The organism is Burkholderia sp. MSMB1072 (assembly GCF_001524725.1).
Taxonomy (GTDB): Bacteria; Pseudomonadota; Gammaproteobacteria; order Burkholderiales; family Burkholderiaceae; genus Burkholderia.
Genome location: NZ_LOYC01000009.1, coordinates 534,451 through 551,401 on the forward strand (window position 1 = coordinate 534,451; position 16,951 = coordinate 551,401).

Annotated in this window: 15 protein-coding genes; 10 read left to right on the plus strand and 5 right to left on the minus strand. The window is 67.3% G+C overall.

Features of this window, described 5'->3' with window-relative positions; translation table 11 throughout:
- Positions 1-86 precede the first annotated feature (86 nt).
- The 3 genes from WS89_RS04405 to WS89_RS04415 all read left to right on the plus strand — a co-directional run bounded on the left by WS89_RS04405 (position 87) and on the right by WS89_RS04415 (position 3,127).
- Positions 87-1,184 carry an OpgC domain-containing protein gene (locus WS89_RS04405; RefSeq protein ID WP_059500368.1) on the plus strand — a complete coding sequence of 366 codons (1,098 nt, stop codon included), beginning with the start codon at positions 87-89 and terminating at the stop codon, positions 1,182-1,184.
- A gap of 61 nt (positions 1,185-1,245) precedes the next feature.
- The gene (locus tag WS89_RS04410) at positions 1,246-2,184 is read left to right on the plus strand and encodes an alpha/beta hydrolase (RefSeq protein WP_059789622.1); all 939 of its coding nucleotides are present in this window, start codon (positions 1,246-1,248) and stop codon (positions 2,182-2,184) included.
- Positions 2,185-2,368: 184 nt separating this feature from the next.
- Entirely contained in the window at positions 2,369-3,127 is a 759-nt protein-coding gene (locus tag WS89_RS04415; protein WP_059789623.1) for an SDR family oxidoreductase, read from the plus strand.
- Positions 3,128-3,230: 103 nt separating this feature from the next.
- On the opposite strand, the gene WS89_RS04420 is transcribed toward WS89_RS04415, so the two are convergent.
- A complete protein-coding gene (locus WS89_RS04420) occupies positions 3,231-3,605 on the minus strand; it encodes a hypothetical protein (protein WP_059500290.1) in 375 nt (124 codons plus the stop codon).
- Between the two features lie 318 nt (positions 3,606-3,923).
- Here WS89_RS04420 and WS89_RS04425 point away from each other — a divergent pair, with 318 nt between their 5' ends.
- From WS89_RS04425 to WS89_RS04445, 5 genes are all read left to right on the plus strand, one after another.
- On the plus strand, positions 3,924-4,847 hold the full coding sequence (locus tag WS89_RS04425; protein ID WP_059789624.1) for a LysR family transcriptional regulator: 924 nt from the start codon (positions 3,924-3,926) through the stop codon (positions 4,845-4,847).
- A 20-nt stretch (positions 4,848-4,867) separates the two neighbouring features.
- Complete coding sequence (locus tag WS89_RS04430; protein WP_059500288.1) at positions 4,868-5,542, plus strand: response regulator transcription factor; 675 nt, start codon at positions 4,868-4,870, stop codon at positions 5,540-5,542.
- A gap of 154 nt (positions 5,543-5,696) precedes the next feature.
- Positions 5,697-8,951: an efflux RND transporter permease subunit gene (locus WS89_RS04435; protein ID WP_059789625.1), complete on the plus strand. Its 3,255-nt coding sequence runs from the start codon at positions 5,697-5,699 to the stop codon at positions 8,949-8,951.
- Entirely contained in the window at positions 8,941-10,146 is a 1,206-nt protein-coding gene (locus tag WS89_RS04440; protein WP_059789626.1) for an efflux RND transporter periplasmic adaptor subunit, read from the plus strand. The genes WS89_RS04435 and WS89_RS04440 overlap by 11 nt, the downstream gene beginning before the upstream one ends.
- The gene (locus WS89_RS04445; RefSeq protein WP_059789627.1) at positions 10,139-11,605 is read left to right on the plus strand and encodes an efflux transporter outer membrane subunit; all 1,467 of its coding nucleotides are present in this window, start codon (positions 10,139-10,141) and stop codon (positions 11,603-11,605) included. The genes WS89_RS04440 and WS89_RS04445 overlap by 8 nt, the downstream gene beginning before the upstream one ends.
- An 86-nt stretch (positions 11,606-11,691) precedes the next feature.
- On the opposite strand, the gene WS89_RS04450 is transcribed toward WS89_RS04445, so the two are convergent.
- Positions 11,692-12,867, minus strand: a complete 1,176-nt coding sequence (locus tag WS89_RS04450; RefSeq protein ID WP_059789737.1) for a porin — start codon at positions 12,865-12,867, stop codon at positions 11,692-11,694.
- A 329-nt stretch (positions 12,868-13,196) separates the two neighbouring features.
- Here WS89_RS04450 and WS89_RS04455 point away from each other — a divergent pair, with 329 nt between their 5' ends.
- Complete coding sequence (locus WS89_RS04455) at positions 13,197-13,469, plus strand: DUF4148 domain-containing protein (protein WP_059500284.1); 273 nt, start codon at positions 13,197-13,199, stop codon at positions 13,467-13,469.
- 69 nt (positions 13,470-13,538) lie between these two features.
- The gene (locus tag WS89_RS34170) at positions 13,539-13,694 is read left to right on the plus strand and encodes a hypothetical protein (protein WP_179949844.1); all 156 of its coding nucleotides are present in this window, start codon (positions 13,539-13,541) and stop codon (positions 13,692-13,694) included.
- A 68-nt stretch (positions 13,695-13,762) separates the two neighbouring features.
- On the opposite strand, the gene WS89_RS04460 is transcribed toward WS89_RS34170, so the two are convergent.
- From WS89_RS04460 to WS89_RS04470, 3 genes are read right to left on the minus strand one after another with little or no spacing between them, the layout of a single operon-like run.
- Positions 13,763-14,446, minus strand: coding sequence for a response regulator transcription factor (locus tag WS89_RS04460; protein ID WP_059789628.1), 684 nt, complete (start codon positions 14,444-14,446; stop codon positions 13,763-13,765).
- A 58-nt stretch (positions 14,447-14,504) separates the two neighbouring features.
- On the minus strand, positions 14,505-15,923 hold the full coding sequence (locus tag WS89_RS04465) for a sensor histidine kinase (RefSeq protein ID WP_059789629.1): 1,419 nt from the start codon (positions 15,921-15,923) through the stop codon (positions 14,505-14,507).
- On the minus strand, positions 15,916-16,593 hold the full coding sequence (locus tag WS89_RS04470; protein ID WP_034206160.1) for a response regulator transcription factor: 678 nt from the start codon (positions 16,591-16,593) through the stop codon (positions 15,916-15,918). Before WS89_RS04470 ends, WS89_RS04465 begins: the two co-directional genes overlap by 8 nt.
- Positions 16,594-16,951 lie beyond the last annotated feature (358 nt).

Genomic DNA, 16,951 nt, shown 5'->3' on the forward strand with positions numbered 1-16,951 from the left:
TCATTTCTTCACGAAGTCATGCTTCACCCCGATTCATGCGCGGCGCGCGCCGGCCGTGCCCGCGGCCCGCGCCGGAAGGCGCGCCGATGACCGCGCCGGCCCGCGCCGGCCGCTACGCCGAGCTCGATTTCTTCCGCGGCCTCGTGCTGCTCGTCATCGTCGTCGACCACATCGGCGGCAGCATTCTGTCGCGCGTCACGCTGCACGCGTACGCGCTGTGCGATGCGGCCGAGGTATTCGTGTTCCTCGGCGGCTTTGCAACTGCCATTGCGTACAACTCGCTCGCCGAGCGGCACGACGAGGCCGCCGCGCGCCAGCGTTTCATCCGGCGTGCATTCGAGATCTACCGCGCGTTCCTCGTGACGGCCGGCCTGATGCTGCTGATCACGGCCGTGCTGAATGCGTTCGCGATCGACGGCCCGAACATGCCGACCAACGATCTCGACGGGCTGCTGCACAAGCCGCTCGCCGCGCTGCGCGACATCCTGCTGTTCCGCCGCCAGCCGTATCTTGCGTCGGTGCTGCCGATGTACGCGTTCTTCGCGCTGCTCGTCCCGCTCGCGCTGCCGCTCGCGCGCACGCAGCCATGGCTGATGCTCGCGTTCAGCGGATCGCTGTGGTACGCGGCGCCGCACGTCGCGCGCTTCCTGCCGACCGTCGAAGGCGCGCCGTGGGATTTCAATCCGTTCGCGTGGCAATTCCTGTTCGTGCTCGGCGTGATCGCACGCTGCCAGCCCGTCTACCAGACGCTCTCGCCCCGGCCGCAAGGCTGGCTGCTGACGGCCGCGTCGCTCGCGATCGTCGCGGCCGGCGCGTACTACCGGCTGCGCATCGAGCCGTTCCCCACCGATCCGTCGATCAAGCAGAACCTCGGCGTGCTGCGGCTCGTGAACTTCCTCGCGATCGCGTGGCTCGCCGCCAAGCTCGTGCACCTCGGCTGGATGAAGAAGGTCGCGCACGCGATGCCTTGGATCGGCACGATCGGCCGGCAGGGGCTGCTGTGCTTCGTCGCGGGCACCGGCATCTCGCTCGCGGTCGATTCGCTGCTCTACCAGGCGACCGAAGGCTATCTCGACGTGCCGCTGGGCCTGACCGCCGACGCCGTCGCGATGGGCCTGCTGTATCTCGTCGCCAAGCTCTACGGGCCGCTCGTCGCGCGGCTGTCGTTCCGTTCGCGGCAATGACGCGCCGCGCCGTCATGCGCCGCTGCTACGATAGCCGGCGCCTCTCCTGAAACGATTCGCCATGCGCCGACTCGCCCTTCCGTTCGCCATCGCCCAGCTCGCCGGCGCCATCGCCACCGCCCATGCCGCGCCGCCGGCGGCGCCTGCTGCGGCCGTATCGACCGCGCCGCCGGCCGTCCAGACCGCGACGACGCCGTCCTCCGCGCCGGAGCCGTCCGTCAATCCGGGCAGCAGCGTCGTGCTGCGCACGTTCCGCTCGGCGTCGCTGAAGCGCGACTGGTCGTACACCGTCTACCTGCCGCCCGGCTACAACGCGGAAGGCGCCCGCTACCCGGTGATGTACCTGCTGCACGGCAACGCGGGCAACGCGAACGACTGGATCACGCAGGGCCGGCTGCAGGCGACCGCCGACACGCTGATCGAGCGCCACGACATCCCGCCCGTCGTGATCGTGATGCCGCAGGGCGGCACCGACTGGTACGTCGACCGCAAGGAGAAAATGCAGAGCGCGTTCCTCAACGACCTGCTGCCCGAAGTCGAAGCGCACTTCGCGGTGTCGAACCAGCGCGCGGGCCGCGCGATCGGCGGCGTGTCGATGGGCGGCTTCGGCGCGCTGCGCTTCTCGCTGCTCGAGCCGGGCCTGTTCTGCGGCGCGATGCTGCTGAGCCCTGCGATCTATGCGAACGAGCCGCCGCTCAATTCCGCCGCGCGCTACGTCGGCGTGTTCGGCGACCGGCAGTTCGATTCGCGCGTGTGGCACGAGCTGAACTATCCGGCGCTGCTGCGCGGCTATTTCGCGCGCAACTGGCGTGTGCCGATGTTCATCGCGGCCGGCGACGACGACCTCACGATCCAGGCGGAATCGAGCGTGCTGTACACGCATCTGCGCCGTGCGCAAAACCCGGCCGAGCTGCGCATCGTCGACGGCGGGCATACGTGGGACGTCTGGCGCGGATTGCTCGGGCAGGGGTTGAAGTATGCGCTGGAGTGCGTGAAGTGACGGCCGGCGGGCGCGGCAGGAAAGCCGCGCCCGGGCGGAAGAAATGGTCGCCGCCGCCGTCTCGTCGAGCACGTTTCACGATGTCGCCCGAATCCGGGCATCGCGCATTTCGACTACAGTGCCGAAGTGGCGACGGCATCGACCGGCCACCTCTCCCGTCACTCAACCCGCAGGGTATCCCGCCATGTCTGACTCGAAGAAATTCGCCGCCGTCACGGGCGCCGGCTCCGGCATCGGTCGCGCCGCGGCCATCGCGCTCGCCCGGGCCGGCTTCACCGTCGCGCTGCTCGGACGCACGGAGGCGTCGCTGCGCGACACGCAGGACGCCATCCGCGCCGGCGGCGGCGACGCCGACGTGTTTCCCGTCGACGTCACCGACGAAGCCTCGGTCGATCACGCGTTCGCGCAGGTCGCGCAACGGTTCGGCCGGCTCGATGTGCTGTTCAACAACGCCGGCCGCAACGCCCCGGTCGTTTCCCTCGACGAATACGAACTCGACGTGTGGAACAGCGTCGTCGCGACGAACCTGACCGGCGTCTTTCTGTGTGCGCGGGCCGCGTGGCGGCTGATGAAAACGCAGACGCCGCAGGGCGGCCGAATCATCAACAACGGCTCGATCTCGGCACACGCGCCGCGCCCCGATACGATCGCGTACACGGCCACCAAGCACGCGGTCACCGGGATCACGAAGTCGCTCGCGCTGGACGGCCGCCGGTACAACATCGCGTGCGGCCAGATCGACATCGGCAACGCGGCCACCGCGCTCACCGAACGGATGACGCAAGGCGTCCCGCAAGCGGACGGCAGCGTGGCGCCCGAGGCGCGGATGGACGTCGCGCATGTCGCGAATGCGGTCGTCCAGATGGCGAATCTGCCGCTCGACGCGAACATCCTCAACATGACGATCATGGCGACCGCGATGCCGTTCGTCGGGCGCGGATAGTGCGTGGTGCGCGCCCGCGCCGGACGGCGGCGTTCACGCACGGGCTGCTGCCGAACCGGTCCGTGGCGACGGCGCCGAATGCCCGCGCGTTCACGACGCACATTCAGTGAGGCAGGCTAATCGCTTGCTGCTCGTCCTCGAGCAACTGCGTCAGCGAACCATGCAACCGCTCGAGGCTGCGCGGCGGTAGTGCGAAGCCTGCCCAGCCGAGCCCGCTATGACGCAGCAACAGCACCGCGCCGCCCTCCAGCGGATGGCGCTCGGCATACCAGCAAGGATCCATCTCCGTCACGAATTGCTGCGCGTGCGGCGGACGTTCCGGCACCGCGGGCCGCATCGACGCGCGCAACAGGCTCAAGTACTGGATGACTGCGTCCACGTCTTCCGGATCGAGCACTGCCGCGCCCCGCTCGATCGACATCAACACGACGAGCTTGCCGTGCTCTTCGATCATCTTGATGCTCAACGGTTGTGCCATTTCTGTGGTCCTTGCCGCGGTTACGTGATCCCATTATCGATCTCGGTACACGTCTGCCGCCTGAAGATTCGTGATCCGCGCATGAATCTTTTTTTAGAAATCTTTTAGAAAATGCGCCGCGCCATCGCCCGTCGAGGCTCCGCCGCTTTCTAAACGAAATTTCATCCGGCCAGCACTGTTTTTTTAGCGTCCCGCACCCGCGTGCCTTCCATAATGAATTCGCTGCCCGCCCCGGCAGGCGCCGCGCGATGCGTCGACGTAGCCCGCTGAAGACGGACGCGCCACCCGTATTTCCGGCAAATCCATTCCTCGCCGATCATGAACCAACTGCAAGCGATGCGTGTGTTCACGCGTGTGGTCGAATTATCGAGCTTCAGCCTCGCCGCACGTCAGCTCGGCATGTCGGCCGCCGCGGTCACGCGCAGCGTCGGCATGCTCGAGGCACATCTGAACATGCGCCTGTTGAACCGGACCACGCGCAGCCTGTCGCTCACCGAGACGGGCCGCGAATATCTCGACGGCTGCCGCGCGATCATCGAGAAGCTCGACGAGATCGAATCGAATCTCGCGCAGGTCAATCGCGACCCGCACGGTACACTGCGCATCGCCGCATCGGCAACCTCGGTTGCGGCCGGGCTGGGCGCACTGCTTGCCACGTATCGCCTCGCGCATCCGCGCGTGCGATTCGACGTGACGACCTTCGATATCCAGGTCGACATGGTGGAAGGCGGCTACGACGTATGCTTCTGCGACGATCACCGCCTCGTCAACTCGACTTTCGTGTCGCGCACCTTGACGATCGTTCGCGACGTGATCGTCGCTTCTCCCGACTACCTCGCGCGCCACGGCACGCCCGTCGAGCCGGCCGAACTGAATACGCACTGCCTGCTGACCGTGTCGAATGGCGCCGCGCGCAACTGGGCGTTCTCGGACGTCGACGGGTGCTCTCGCATCGATACCGGCAATGCGCTGGCGTCGACCAGCAACACGATGGTGCGGATCGCGGCGCTCAATCACATGGGCATCGCGCAATTGCCGCATCCGCTCGTTGCCGACGATCTCGCACGCGGCACCTTGGTGCCGATTCTCGAACGCTACGACGTGAACGGCGGGCCGCGCTGCGTATCGATCCTCTACCCGAGCCGCAATTATCTGTCCACGAAAGTGCGCAGCTTCATCGACTACGCGGTCGATCACTATCGCACGCCAGAGCGCACGGCCATGCAGCTTGCCGCGGCCTGATTCCGCCGATCGCGTACGCCATGGCTCACATCCTGACGATCGAAGACGATCCGCTGATCGCGGATCACATCGCGCACACGCTGCGTGCCGAAGGCCACCGGATCGACATCGCGCGCACCGGCCGCGACGGCATGGCCCGGGCGATGAGCGCGAACTACGACGTCGTCACGCTCGATCGCATGCTGCCCGACCTCGACGGGCTGACGATCCTCGCAACGATGCGAGGCGTCGGCCTCGATACGCCGGTACTCGTGATGAGTTCGATGGCCGACGTCGACCAGCGTATCCAGGGGCTGCGCGCAGGCGGCGACGACTACCTCGTCAAGCCGTTCTCGCTCGAAGAAATGTGCGCGCGCATCGACGTGCTGATTCGCCGGCGGCCGCGCGGCACGCACGTCGAGACGGTGCTGCGCGCCGGCGAGCTGGCGCTCGATCTGGTGCGGCGACGCGCCACGCTGGGCGCGCGCGAGCTCGCGCTGCTGCCGACCGAGTCCCGCGTACTCGAATTCATGATGCGCAACGCCGGCCGCGTGCTCACACGCACGATGATCTTCGAGGCCGTGTGGGGCTGCCGCTTCGATCCCGGTACGAACCTGATCGACGTGCACATCGGCCGCCTGCGCAAGAAGGTGAACCGGCCAGGCGCGGCGCCGCTGATCCGCACGATCCGAGGCTCGGGCTACATGCTCGGTTGAATCCGCCCGCTACTTAAAACTTGTTTCATCTTTTTTGCGACCCGTTGTTAGGGGCTGCTCCGCAGAATGCGGTCGTCGGATACGCATCGGTGTTTTCCCGAAGGCGCGCACATCCGGCTCTTCTTCACGACGCTTTTGAACGGAGCAGCATCTCATGCTGAAAATTGTCCGGCTCGCGCTCACGCGGCCCTATACGTTCGTCGTACTGGCGCTGCTGATCCTGATCGCGGGCCCGCTCGCTGCAGTCCGAACACCGATCGACATCTTCCCGGACATCCGCATCCCGGTGATCAGCGTCGTCTGGAACTACGCCGGATTGCAGCCGGACGACATGTCCGGGCGCGTGATCACCTACTACGAGCGCACGCTCGGCACGACGGTCAACGACGTCCAGCATATCGAGTCGCAATCGTTCCGCGGCTACGGCATCGTGAAGATCTTCTTCCAGCCGACCGTCGATATCCGCACGGCGACCGCGCAGGTCACCTCGATCTCGCAGACCGTGCTCAAGCAGATGCCGCCCGGCACCACGCCGCCGCAGATCCTCAACTACAACGCGTCGACCGTGCCCGTGCTGCAGATCGCGCTGACCAGCGACACGCTCGACGAACAGAAGCTGGGCGATTACGCGGTCAACTTCATTCGGCCGCAGTTGCTGTCGGTGCCGGGCGTCGCGATTCCGACGCCGTACGGCGGCAAGACACGCGAAGTACAGATCGACCTCGACCCGCAGGCGTTGCAGTCGAAAGGGCTGTCGGCGCAGGACGTCGCGCACGCGCTTGCGCAGCAGAATCAGATCATCCCGGCCGGCACGCAGAAGATCGGCCGCTTCGAATACAACATCAAGCTCAACAACAGCCCGCTCGCGCTCGACGCGTTGAACGACCTGCCGATCAAGTCGGTCGGCGGCACGACGATTTACATCCGCGACGTCGCCCACGTGCGCGACGGCTACCCGCCGCAGGGCAACATCGTGCGCGTGGACGGCCACCGCGCGGTGTTGATGAGCATCCTGAAGAACGGCTCGGCATCGACGCTCGACATCATCGCGGGCGTGAAGGCGAAGCTGCCGCTCGTCGAACAGACGCTGCCGCCGGGCCTGAAGCTCGTCACGATGGGCGACCAGTCGACCTTCGTGAACGGCGCCGTCAGCGGCGTGGCGCGCGAAGGCATCATCGCGGCCGCGCTGACCTCGCTGATGATCCTGCTGTTCCTCGGCTCGTGGCGCTCGACGCTGATCATCGCCGCGTCGATCCCGCTGGCCGTGCTCTCGGCGATCGCGCTGCTCGCGGCCACCGGCGAAACGCTGAACGTGATGACGCTCGGCGGCCTCGCGCTCGCGGTCGGGATCCTCGTCGACGATGCGACGGTGACGATCGAGAACGTGAACTGGCACCTCGAACAGGGCAAGGACACGCGCACCGCGATCGTCGACGGCGCGAAACAGATCGTGATGCCGGCGCTCGTCTCGCTGATGTGCATCTGCATCGTGTTCGTGCCGATGCTGATGCTCGACGGCATCTCGCGCTTTCTGTTCGTGCCGATGGCCAAGGCGGTGATCTTCTCGATGGTGTCGTCGTTCGTGCTGTCGCGCACCTTCGTGCCGATGCTCGCGCAATATCTGCTCAAGCCGCATGCGTCGGCCGGTCACGCATCGGGCGAACTGGCCGCGGTGATGGACCCGCACGCGGGCCGCACCGGCGCGCATGACGTCCCGCCGTCGCGCAATCCGCTGGTGCGGTTCCAGCGTGCGTTCGAGCGCCGCTTCGAGTCCGTGCGCGCGTCGTACCGGATCCTGCTGGGCCTCGCGCTCACGCGCCGCAAGCCGTTCGTCGCCGCCTTCCTCTGCATCGTGGCCGCGTCCTTCCTGCTCGCACCGTCGCTCGGCCGCAATTTCTTCCCGACCATCGATTCCGGCGAGATCGCGCTGCACGTGCGCGCGCCGGTCGGCACGCGTGTCGAGGAAACCGCCGCCGAGCTCGACCGCATCGAAAACACGATTCGTAGCGTGATCCCGCCCGCGCAATTGCGCGAAGTGATCGACAACATCGGCTTGCCGAACAGCGGGATCAACCTGACCTACAACAACAGCGGCACGCTCGGGCCGCAGGACGGCGACATCCTGATCTCGCTGTCGCGCGATCACGCGCCGACCGCCGACTACGTGCGCACGCTGCGCGAACGCCTGCCGCGCGCCTATCCGGGCACCACGTTCTCGTTCCTGCCCGCCGACATCGTCAGCCAGATTCTCAACTTCGGCGCACCGGCCCCGGTCGACCTGCAGGTGGCCGGCCCCAACCAGCAGGCCAACCTCGCTTATGCGCGCGAGCTGTACCGCAAGCTGCGCCTGATCGCGGGGGTCGCCGACCCGCGCATCCAGCAGGCCAGCACCTATCCGCAGTTCACGGTGACGGTCGACCGCACGCACGCCGACCAGCTCGGTATCACCGAGCAGGACGTGACGAACTCGGTGGTCGCGACGCTCGCCGGCACCAGCCAGGTCGACCCGACCTACTGGCTCAACCCGCGCAACGGCGTGTCCTATCCGATCGTCGCGCAAACGCCGCAGTACAGGATGACCACGCTGTCGGCGCTGCAGAACCTGCCGGTCACGGGCGCGAACGGCCAGTCCCAGCTGCTGGGCGGCCTGGCCACGATCACGCGGGGTGTCGGCAACGCGGTGGTGTCGCACTACAACATCGAACCGCTGTTCGATATCTACGCGACCACCCAGGGGCGCGACCTCGGCGCGGTCGCGGCCGACATCGACGATATCGTCAAGGCCACCGCGAAAGATGTGCCCAAGGGCTCGACCGTCACGCTGCGCGGCCAGGTGCAGACCATGAACGGCGCGTTCGCCGGCCTGCTGCTCGGCCTCGTGGGCGCGATCGTGCTGATCTACCTGCTGATCGTCGTGAACTTCCACTCGTGGGCCGACGCATTCGTGATCGTCTCGGCGCTGCCGGCGGCGCTGGCCGGCATCGTGTGGATGTTGTTCACCACGCATACGCCGCTGTCGGTGCCGGCGCTGACCGGCGCGATCCTGTGCATGGGCGTGGCCACCGCCAACTCGATCCTCGTCGTCAGTTTCGCGCGCGAGCGCCTGGCGGAAACGGGCAATGCGCTGGCCTCCGCGCTCGAAGCCGGTTTCACGCGTTTCCGCCCGGTGCTGATGACCGCGCTCGCGATGATCATCGGCATGGCGCCGATGGCGCTCGGCCTCGGCGACGGCGGCGAGCAGAACGCGCCGCTCGGCCGCGCCGTGATCGGCGGCCTCGCGTGCGCGACGATCGCGACACTGTTCTTCGTGCCCGTCGTGTTCAGCCTCGTGCATCGGCGCGACGCGCTGAAGCACGACGCGCCCCGCGCTTCCTCCCCTTCCGCGTCCGGAGCTTCCCATGTCCACTGAGATCGATATCAAGTCGCCGAAACGGCTGCCCAACCTCAAGCTCGTCGCCACGATCACCGCGCTGATCGCGGTCGGCATCGTGGCGACCGGCATCGTCGGCCGCGCGCACGCGAAACAGGAAATGACCCGGTGGTCCGCCGAACGAGCGGTGCCGACCGTGGTCGCGTACACGCCATCGACCGGCGGAGACGGCGCAACGCTCGTGCTGCCCGGCCACCTGTCCGCGTTCGAAAGCGCGCCGATCCACGCGCAGGTGTCGGGCTACCTGCATGCGTGGTACGCCGATATCGGCGCGCACGTGAAGTCGGGGCAGTTGCTCGGGCTGATCGATACGCCCGAACTCGACCAGCAACTGCAGCAGGCGCGCGCCGACCTGCAGAGCGCGCTCGCCAACGAGAAGCTTGCCGCGTCCACGGCCGCGCGCTGGACCAGGATGCTCGCGCAGGATTCGGTGTCGCAGCAGGAAACCGACGAGAAGACCAGCGACCTCGCGGCCAAGCAGGCGATCGTCGCCGCGAACGAGGCCAACGTGCGACGCCTCGACGCGCTCGAGGCGTTCAAGCGCATCGTCGCGCCATTCGACGGCGTCGTCACCGCGCGCAAGACCGACATCGGCCAGTTGATCTCGGCCGGCGGCGGCGCCGGCCCGGAGCTGTTTGCCGTGTCCGACGTCCACCGGATGCGCGTCTACGTGAGCGTGCCGCAGAGCGAGGCCGCCGCGATCCGGCCCGGCATGACGGCCACGCTGACCGTGCCGGAACATCCGGGCGAGACCTTCCGTGCGACGCTCGCCGACACCGACGACTCGATCGCCGATTCGACCGGCACACTGCTCGTGCAGTTGATGGTCGACAACCCTGCAGGCAAGCTGATTCCCGGCGAATACACCGAAGTGCATTTCGCGCTGCCGGCCGGCAGCACCCATGTGTTGACGATTCCGGCCAGCTCGTTGATCTTCCGGCAGGCCGGCCTCCAGGTCGCCGTGGTCGGCAAGGACAATCGCGCGGTGTTCAAACCCGTGACGATCGCGACCGACCTCGGTACGCACGTGCAGATCGCGACCGGCCTCGCACCGGACGATCGCGTGATCGACAACCCGCCCGACTCGCTCTCGGCCGGCGACCCGGTCAGGCTCGCGGCACCGGCCCGCGCCGTCGCGTCGGCCGCGCGCGATACGGAGCGTGCGCATGGCTAACCGGCTTCGGCTCAGCGCGCTGCTCGCCGGCGTCGCGTTCTTGTCCGCGTGCTCGTTCGCACCCGCCTATCGTGTGCCGCAGACGGCGCTGCCGGCCAGCTTCAAGGAAGCGGACGGCTGGCAGGCCGCGAAACCGGCCGACCGCATCGCGCGCGACGGCTGGTGGAAGGCGTTCCGCGATCCCGTGCTCGACCGGCTCGAAGCGCAGGTAAGCGTGGCCAACCCCGACGTGGCCGCAGCCGTGGCCCGCCACGACGAGGCGGCCGCGCTGTTCGATCAGGCGCGCTCGGGGCTGTTCCCGACCATCGGCCTCGGCGCGCAGGTCTCGAGCAACCGTCAATCGGCCACGCGGCCGCTGCGCGGCTCGAACCAGCCGAACGTCTATGGCGCCAACACGCTCGACGCCGGCTTCGACTACGACCTCGACTTGTGGGGGAAAGTCCGCAACGAGGTCGCGGCCGGGCGCGCCGACGCCCAGGCCAGCGCCGACGATCTCGCGTCGGTGCGGCTGAGCCTGCAGGCGAGCCTCGCCAGCGCGTACTTCAGCCTGCGCGGGCTCGATCAGCAACAACGGCTGCTGACCGACACGATCGACACCTACCAGCGCGCGCTGCGCCTGACGATGAGCCGGCACGCAGGCGGCATCGCGTCCGACCTCGACGTCTCGCGCGCGCGAACGCAGCTCGATTCGGCCCGCGCGTCGGCCGAGGACGTACGCGCGCGGCGCGCGCTCTACGAACACTCGATCGCGACGCTCGCGGGCGTGCCGGCGTCGTCGTTCTCGCTGACGCCGAACCTGAACGTGGCGTATCTGCCGACGATCCCGCCCGGCATTCCCGCGACGCTGCTGCAGCGGCGTCCCGACGTGGCGGCCGCCGAACGGCGCATGGCCGCCGCCAACGCGAAGATCGGCGTGGTACGCGCGGCGTTCTTCCCCGACATCACGCTCGGGCTGGTCGGCGGCTACCAGAGCTCGGGCCTCGGTCACTGGCTCAGCGCGCCGAACGAGATCTGGTCGATCGGGCCCAGCCTCGCGCTGACGCTGTTCGACGGCGGCCGGCGCCAGGCGCTCACCGCCCAGGCGCGCGCGCAGTTGGCCGAGAACGGCGCGAAATACCGCGCAGTGGTGCTCGACGCGTGCCGCCAAGTGGAAGACAACCTCGCACTCGCGCACCACCTCGGCGACGAAGCCGAGCGAGAGCAGGAGGCGCTCGACGCGGCCGAACGCACGTTGCAGCTGTCGATGTCGCGCTATCGGGACGGCGTCGTCAGCTACCTCGACGTGGTGACGGCGCAGGCCACCGAGCTGGATACGAAGGTCGCGATGCTGGAGCTGGACACGCGCCGGCAACTGGCGGCGGTGGGGTTGATCGCCGCGCTAGGCGGCGGGTGGTCGGCGGATGAAGCCGCAGCCGATACGCAAGCGCCGGCCGCGCTGCCGGCTCGTTCAACGAACTGAATCCTTCGCGACATGGACGAGGCGTGTCGCATTTCAAGGCACCCGTCGCGACGACGGGTGCCGTTTTTTTACGTCGGACTTGCGGCTCAGAACTTGTGACGGATGCCAGCTGCGACCACGGCCTGACGATCGTTGCCTGACGCTGCCAGGTTGAAGATCCCGGCGTTGCCGAGCACCGCGACGCCGTCGGCGCCTGTCACACGCTGGTACACGCCTTCCAGATAGAGGTCGGTGCGGCGCGACAGCGCATAGTCGGCCTGCAGCATGAACTGGTTCCACTTCGGCGCGATGCCGCGGCCCGCATCGTCGAAGCGGCCCTGCGTGAACGTATAGGCGCCGCCTAGCGAGAAGGCCGGCGTGACGAAGTAGCGTCCGTTCAGTTCGTAGTTGCTGAAGGTCAGCAACTGGCCGTTCACACGGCCGTATGCGCCGCCCTGCGACAGCTCGCGCGGGTCGTTCAGGATCGTTCTGGTGTAGACCAGGCCGATCGACGCATGGTCGAACGCATAGTGCGCGCCGGCGCCGAACGTGCGCCAGCGGCCGCCGGCCAGCATCGCGTCGCCATCCGAACTGCTCAGCGAACCGCCGGTGTTCTGCGGTGCGTTCACGCCGCCCGGCTGGTTCGACTGCAGGTACGCGACGGCGAGGTCGACCGGGCCGTTCGCATACTGCGCGCCGATGCTGTATGCGTTGTTGTTGCTGAACCCGCCGCCCTGATTGCTGAAGCCGTACGCGCCGCCGAACGTGAAGCCGCCGTAGTTTGCACTGCGGAACTTCACCGCGTTGTTCATCCGCGTGTCATTGGCGAGATTGTCGTTGTCGTACGGATGATCGGCGAGGTTGCCGCCAAATCCCGACCCCGTCGCCGACAGCGGCGCGACGAAGTCGACCAGGAAATCGTATTGGCGGCCGAGCGTGACCGTGCCCCACTGGCGGCTCGCGAGGCCGACCCACGCCTGCCGGCCGAACTCGTCGCCGCCGTTGCCGAACTTGCCGTTTGCGACGTTGAAGCCGTTCTCGAGGGTGAACACGGCGGCCAGGCCGCCGCCGAGATCCTCGCTGCCGCGCAGCCCCCAGCGCGACGTGCTGACGTTGCCGCTCTGCAGGCCGTAGACGGGCCCCGCGCCCGCGGTCGATTTCTGGTTGCTGATGTAGTCCAGGCCCGCGTCGATCGTGCCGTACAGCGTCACGCTGCTCTGCGCATGCGCCGAACTCGCCAGCAGGCACGCGACGGCTGCCGGAATTGCCAGATATTTCTTCATGATGGTTTCGTTGGAGTGGATCGGTCTGCTCGCATCGCCGGCCCGTGCGACATGGCCGCTCGTGCGCGATGCGATGGCGCCCAATTTAGGCAGCAGGCATGACAGCGCCATTATCGAAACGGCCCGAAAAATGAAACCTGCTTCATCTTGACGACATACCGGTTTCACGTCCCCGCGAATGCGTGCCGGCGCATGAATTTCTTTTCACGTTGCGTATGCCGATCCGCTAACGCCCCTCCTCTATGCTTGTCCTCAACCCGTGCGCGACGCCGACATCGACACGCCGCGCCCGGGGAGATGCCCAGTCGATCATCATGAGGACTCCAAACATGAAAACCACCAGCATCGTTGCCGCCGCCATGCTTGCGGCAATCGGCACGCTGTCCGTGCCCGCGTTTGCACTGACCGGCAGTCAGCCGATCCGGATGTCGCCGGCCGCCACCAAGGACGGCACGCCCGGCACGCAGGCCGCCGGCCAGTGGGTGCCGCCCTACGGCCAGCCGATCCACGAGAAGACCCGCGCCGAAGTCCATGCCGAGCTCGTGCAGGCCGAACAGGACGGGCAGCTCAAGTACCTGAACTCCACGCTCTATTCGCATTGATGGGTGCGACCGTGCGGCCGGGCGCGCTGCCCGGCGCACGCCGGCTGTTCCCCGCATTGCCCGCCATCCATGAAGCTGCTTTCCCTGCTCGCCCGTTCTGCCAGTCTCATGCTCCTCGCGATTGCCGCCGGCGCCATGTTGTCCGCCTGTGCCTCCGCGCAGCCCGACGGCCCCGGCCATTGTGTCGGCCCGCCCGACTTCTGCGTGCCCTTCTTCGGCTCGTAAACGCACGACGGGCGCGCTGCCGCCGGCAGGGCGCCCGTCGCGTCGGTTGCGCGGCCGACACCGTGCGTTCATGCGTCCGGCAGCGTCACCTGGTAGCCATAGCGGCTTACCGTATCGATGCGGACGTCGGGCAGATGCCGCGCGAGCTTACGGCGTAGCCGCGACACCACGAGATTGACGCTCGACGGATCGACATCCTCCTTGTCCTGCCATACATACCGGATCAATTGGTCGCGCGGCACCGGCGCGTTCGGATGACGCATCAGGCATTCGAGCAACAGGAACTCCCGGCGCGTCACGGCGAGGCGCAGCTTGCCGTCCTTGAGCTCGCGCGCGAGTGTCCCGACCGCGGACGCACCCGCGATCGAACGGCCCGCATCGCGCGGCCCGGCCAGCCGCTGCAACGCCTCCAGGCGTTCGTGCAGCTCGATGAACGAATACGGTGCGCAGAAACATGCATCGGCGCCCGCGCGCAACATATGGATGCGTTCGCGCGCCGACGCCTCGCCGATCAGCACCACGAGCGCGGCGCCGCCGCCGTCGGCAACGAAACGCGGCAGCATCCCGAGCAACGCGGCATCGCTGCCGGGCTCGAACGCGGTCGCGACGATCGCGTCGAAAGCCTCCTGCGACGCGAGGAACAGGCCGTCGCGCAGATCGTCGGCGCGCTGCACGCTGTGCCCGCTTTCCAGCAGCGCCTTGTGCAGCCACGACGCTTCCGGATGCGGCGAAGTCGCGAGCAGGATGCGCATCGTCAGCCGGCCTCGCGGTTGCAATATGCGATCGCGTGCAGCGTCGTCCGGACGGCCATCATCCCAGCGACCTCGGCCAGCATTCGATCGTCACGCGCGTGCCGGGTGCGGCATTGCCGATCCGCAGCGTGAAATCGTGCACGTTGACGACCGTCGACACGATGCTCAGGCCGAGGCCAGCCCCGCCGAGATGCCCGGTGCGGCGGCTGCGGTAGCGATACCGCAGCACCGCGTCGCGCTCGTCGGCTGCGATGCCCGGGCCGTTGTCGATCACGTCGATGCGCGGACCGGACGGCGTGTCATGAAGCTCCAGGCGTACCGTATCGCCCGCCGTCGTGTACTTGAGCGCGTTGTCGAGCAAGTTGCTCAGCGCCTCGAACAACAGCGCGCGATCGCCGTGAATCCGCGCCACCGGCTCGACGGACTGCACGAACTGGATCGCGCGGCTATCCGCGAGCGGTTCGAACAACTGCCCGACGTCCACGACCAGATCCTCCAGCGACAGCTCCGCAAATCCGCCGCGCCGCTGCAAGGAGCCGATTTCGGCGATACGCAGCATCGCCCGGAAACGATCGAGCAACACGTCGGTCTCGTTGCGTGCACGCGAGACGAGACGCTCCAGCACGGCATCGTCGAGCCGCTCCGCGCGCTGCGCCGCCTGCGCGAGCAGCGTGTGCACGTGTGCGAGCGGTGTCCGCAAGTCATGCGCGATGCCGTCGCAGACACCCTTTACCTCGTTCATGAGCCGCTCGATCTCCTCGAGCATATGGTTGACGAGATGGGACAGCAGATCGATCTCGTCGTGTCCGCCCACCGGCAGCCGCTGGCCGAGATCGCCCTGCGCAATGCACTGCGTGATGCGCCGGACTTCCTTCAGACGCCGCATTTGCCGCACGCTGAGCATCAAGCCGCCCACGACGCCCGTGCCAAGACAGAGCAGCCCGCCGCCGACCAGCGCCTGGATGATCGCCGCGCGGATTCGCAGGATGTGCGTGAGGTCGCGTCCGAGCACCAGCACGTCGCCGTTTGCGCGCCGCTCCGCCATCGTGCGGACGACCGGCGGCACCTGGTCTCCCGCGATCGGCATCGTGTGATCGAGCGTCACGCCGCTGCGGTTCGGCTGCAGGCCGGCGGGCAACGCCAGCACATCGCCGGCAATATGCCTGCCGTCCGCGGTAAAGAGCCCGTAGTAGTTGGTATGCATCCGCTCGTGCTCGATCCGGTGCAGGATCGCGGCAGCAAGCTGGTCGTCCTGTATCGAATCGAAATAGATCATCTGCCAATCGATCACCGTGTCGGTTTCCCGTTCCATGTCGTGCGTGATCACCGATGCGATGAAACCGAGCAGCAGCATGACCGACACGGAGAACGTGACGGCATAGACCGACACCAGCCGAAACGTACTCGAGTACCAGCGTCGCGCGGGTGCCGGCTGGACCTGTTGTGCGGCGCACGCCACGGTTGCCGGTTCAGCCAAGGCGATACCCCGCGCCGCGTACCGTCTGGATCATCTGCTTCGCATCGGGGGGATCGATCTTCTTGCGCAACCGGCCCATGTGCACTTCGATCAGGTTCGTGCCGGGATCGAAGTGATAGCCCCATACGGCCTCGAACAACATCGTCCGCGTAATGGTTTGCCCGGCATTGCGCATCATGTATTCGAGCACGCGATACTCGGTCGGCAACAGCACGATTTCTTCGCCGTCGCGAAACGCCTTGCGCGAGATCAGGTCGAGCTTGAGGGGGCCGACGACCAGCGTCGTGTCGAACGGAGCCGGCGCGGCCTGGCTCCGGCGCAGCAGCACCTCCAGGCGCGCGGCCATTTCCTCGGGATCGAACGGCTTGGTCAGGTAGTCGTCGCCCCCCGCACGCAGCCCGCGCACCCGTTCGTCGACATCGCCGAGCGCGCTCAGCATCAGCACGGGTGTGCGCACCCCGACGCTGCGCATCGTGGTCAGGATCGTGAGGCCATCGACGACCGGCAGCATCCGGTCGAGCGTGATCACGTCGAACTCGTTGCCGAGCGCGCGCGCCATGCCATCGCGCCCGTTCGCCACCCATTCGACCGTAAAGCCGCGCCCCTCCAGCTCCCTGACTATCTCGTTCGCGGTGATTTCGTCGTCTTCGATCGTGAGGACGTGCGCGATGGCCGTACGCTCCTCGGCCAGCGTGTCAGGCAAGTTGAGTTCGTTGCCCGGGGAAGCGGATGATGCCATGTACGATTCTCGTCTTCGTCGAAGGGACGTATGCGCGTCGATACCCGACGACCGACCGCGCTCGTGCAGAGCTTATGCGCGCACGCATAAAAGATGCACATCGGCTTCGTGAAGAAAGTTTCACATCCGGCAGCATGGCGTCCAGACCGTCTTCGATCCTGGCCGATGCGTCGTCGCAACGGAGGCCGGGAACGACGCGGCATGCGGGCCTTTGCGACACGATGCCGTACCGCGACCATCAGTGCACACCGGCCGGCGCGACCGGCTGCGAACCGAGCGATGCTACGCG

What these genes read in the sequence shown, in the direction of transcription:
- WS89_RS04455 (WP_059500284.1), top strand. Translation starts at nt 13,197, where the DNA reads ATGAAAACCACCAGCATCGTTGCCGCCGCCATGCTTGCGGCAATCGGC.
- WS89_RS04410 (WP_059789622.1), top strand. Translation starts at nt 1,246, where the DNA reads ATGCGCCGACTCGCCCTTCCGTTCGCCATCGCCCAGCTCGCCGGCGCC.
- WS89_RS04440 (WP_059789626.1), top strand. Translation starts at nt 8,941, where the DNA reads ATGTCCACTGAGATCGATATCAAGTCGCCGAAACGGCTGCCCAACCTC.
- WS89_RS04435 (WP_059789625.1), top strand. Translation starts at nt 5,697, where the DNA reads ATGCTGAAAATTGTCCGGCTCGCGCTCACGCGGCCCTATACGTTCGTC.
- WS89_RS04415 (WP_059789623.1), top strand. Translation starts at nt 2,369, where the DNA reads ATGTCTGACTCGAAGAAATTCGCCGCCGTCACGGGCGCCGGCTCCGGC.
- WS89_RS04450 (WP_059789737.1), bottom strand. Translation starts at nt 12,867, where the DNA reads ATGAAGAAATATCTGGCAATTCCGGCAGCCGTCGCGTGCCTGCTGGCG.
- WS89_RS04460 (WP_059789628.1), bottom strand. Translation starts at nt 14,446, where the DNA reads ATGCGCATCCTGCTCGCGACTTCGCCGCATCCGGAAGCGTCGTGGCTG.
- WS89_RS34170 (WP_179949844.1), top strand. Translation starts at nt 13,539, where the DNA reads ATGAAGCTGCTTTCCCTGCTCGCCCGTTCTGCCAGTCTCATGCTCCTC.
- WS89_RS04445 (WP_059789627.1), top strand. Translation starts at nt 10,139, where the DNA reads ATGGCTAACCGGCTTCGGCTCAGCGCGCTGCTCGCCGGCGTCGCGTTC.
- WS89_RS04405 (WP_059500368.1), top strand. Translation starts at nt 87, where the DNA reads ATGACCGCGCCGGCCCGCGCCGGCCGCTACGCCGAGCTCGATTTCTTC.
- WS89_RS04425 (WP_059789624.1), top strand. Translation starts at nt 3,924, where the DNA reads ATGAACCAACTGCAAGCGATGCGTGTGTTCACGCGTGTGGTCGAATTA.
- WS89_RS04430 (WP_059500288.1), top strand. Translation starts at nt 4,868, where the DNA reads ATGGCTCACATCCTGACGATCGAAGACGATCCGCTGATCGCGGATCAC.
- WS89_RS04420 (WP_059500290.1), bottom strand. Translation starts at nt 3,605, where the DNA reads ATGGCACAACCGTTGAGCATCAAGATGATCGAAGAGCACGGCAAGCTC.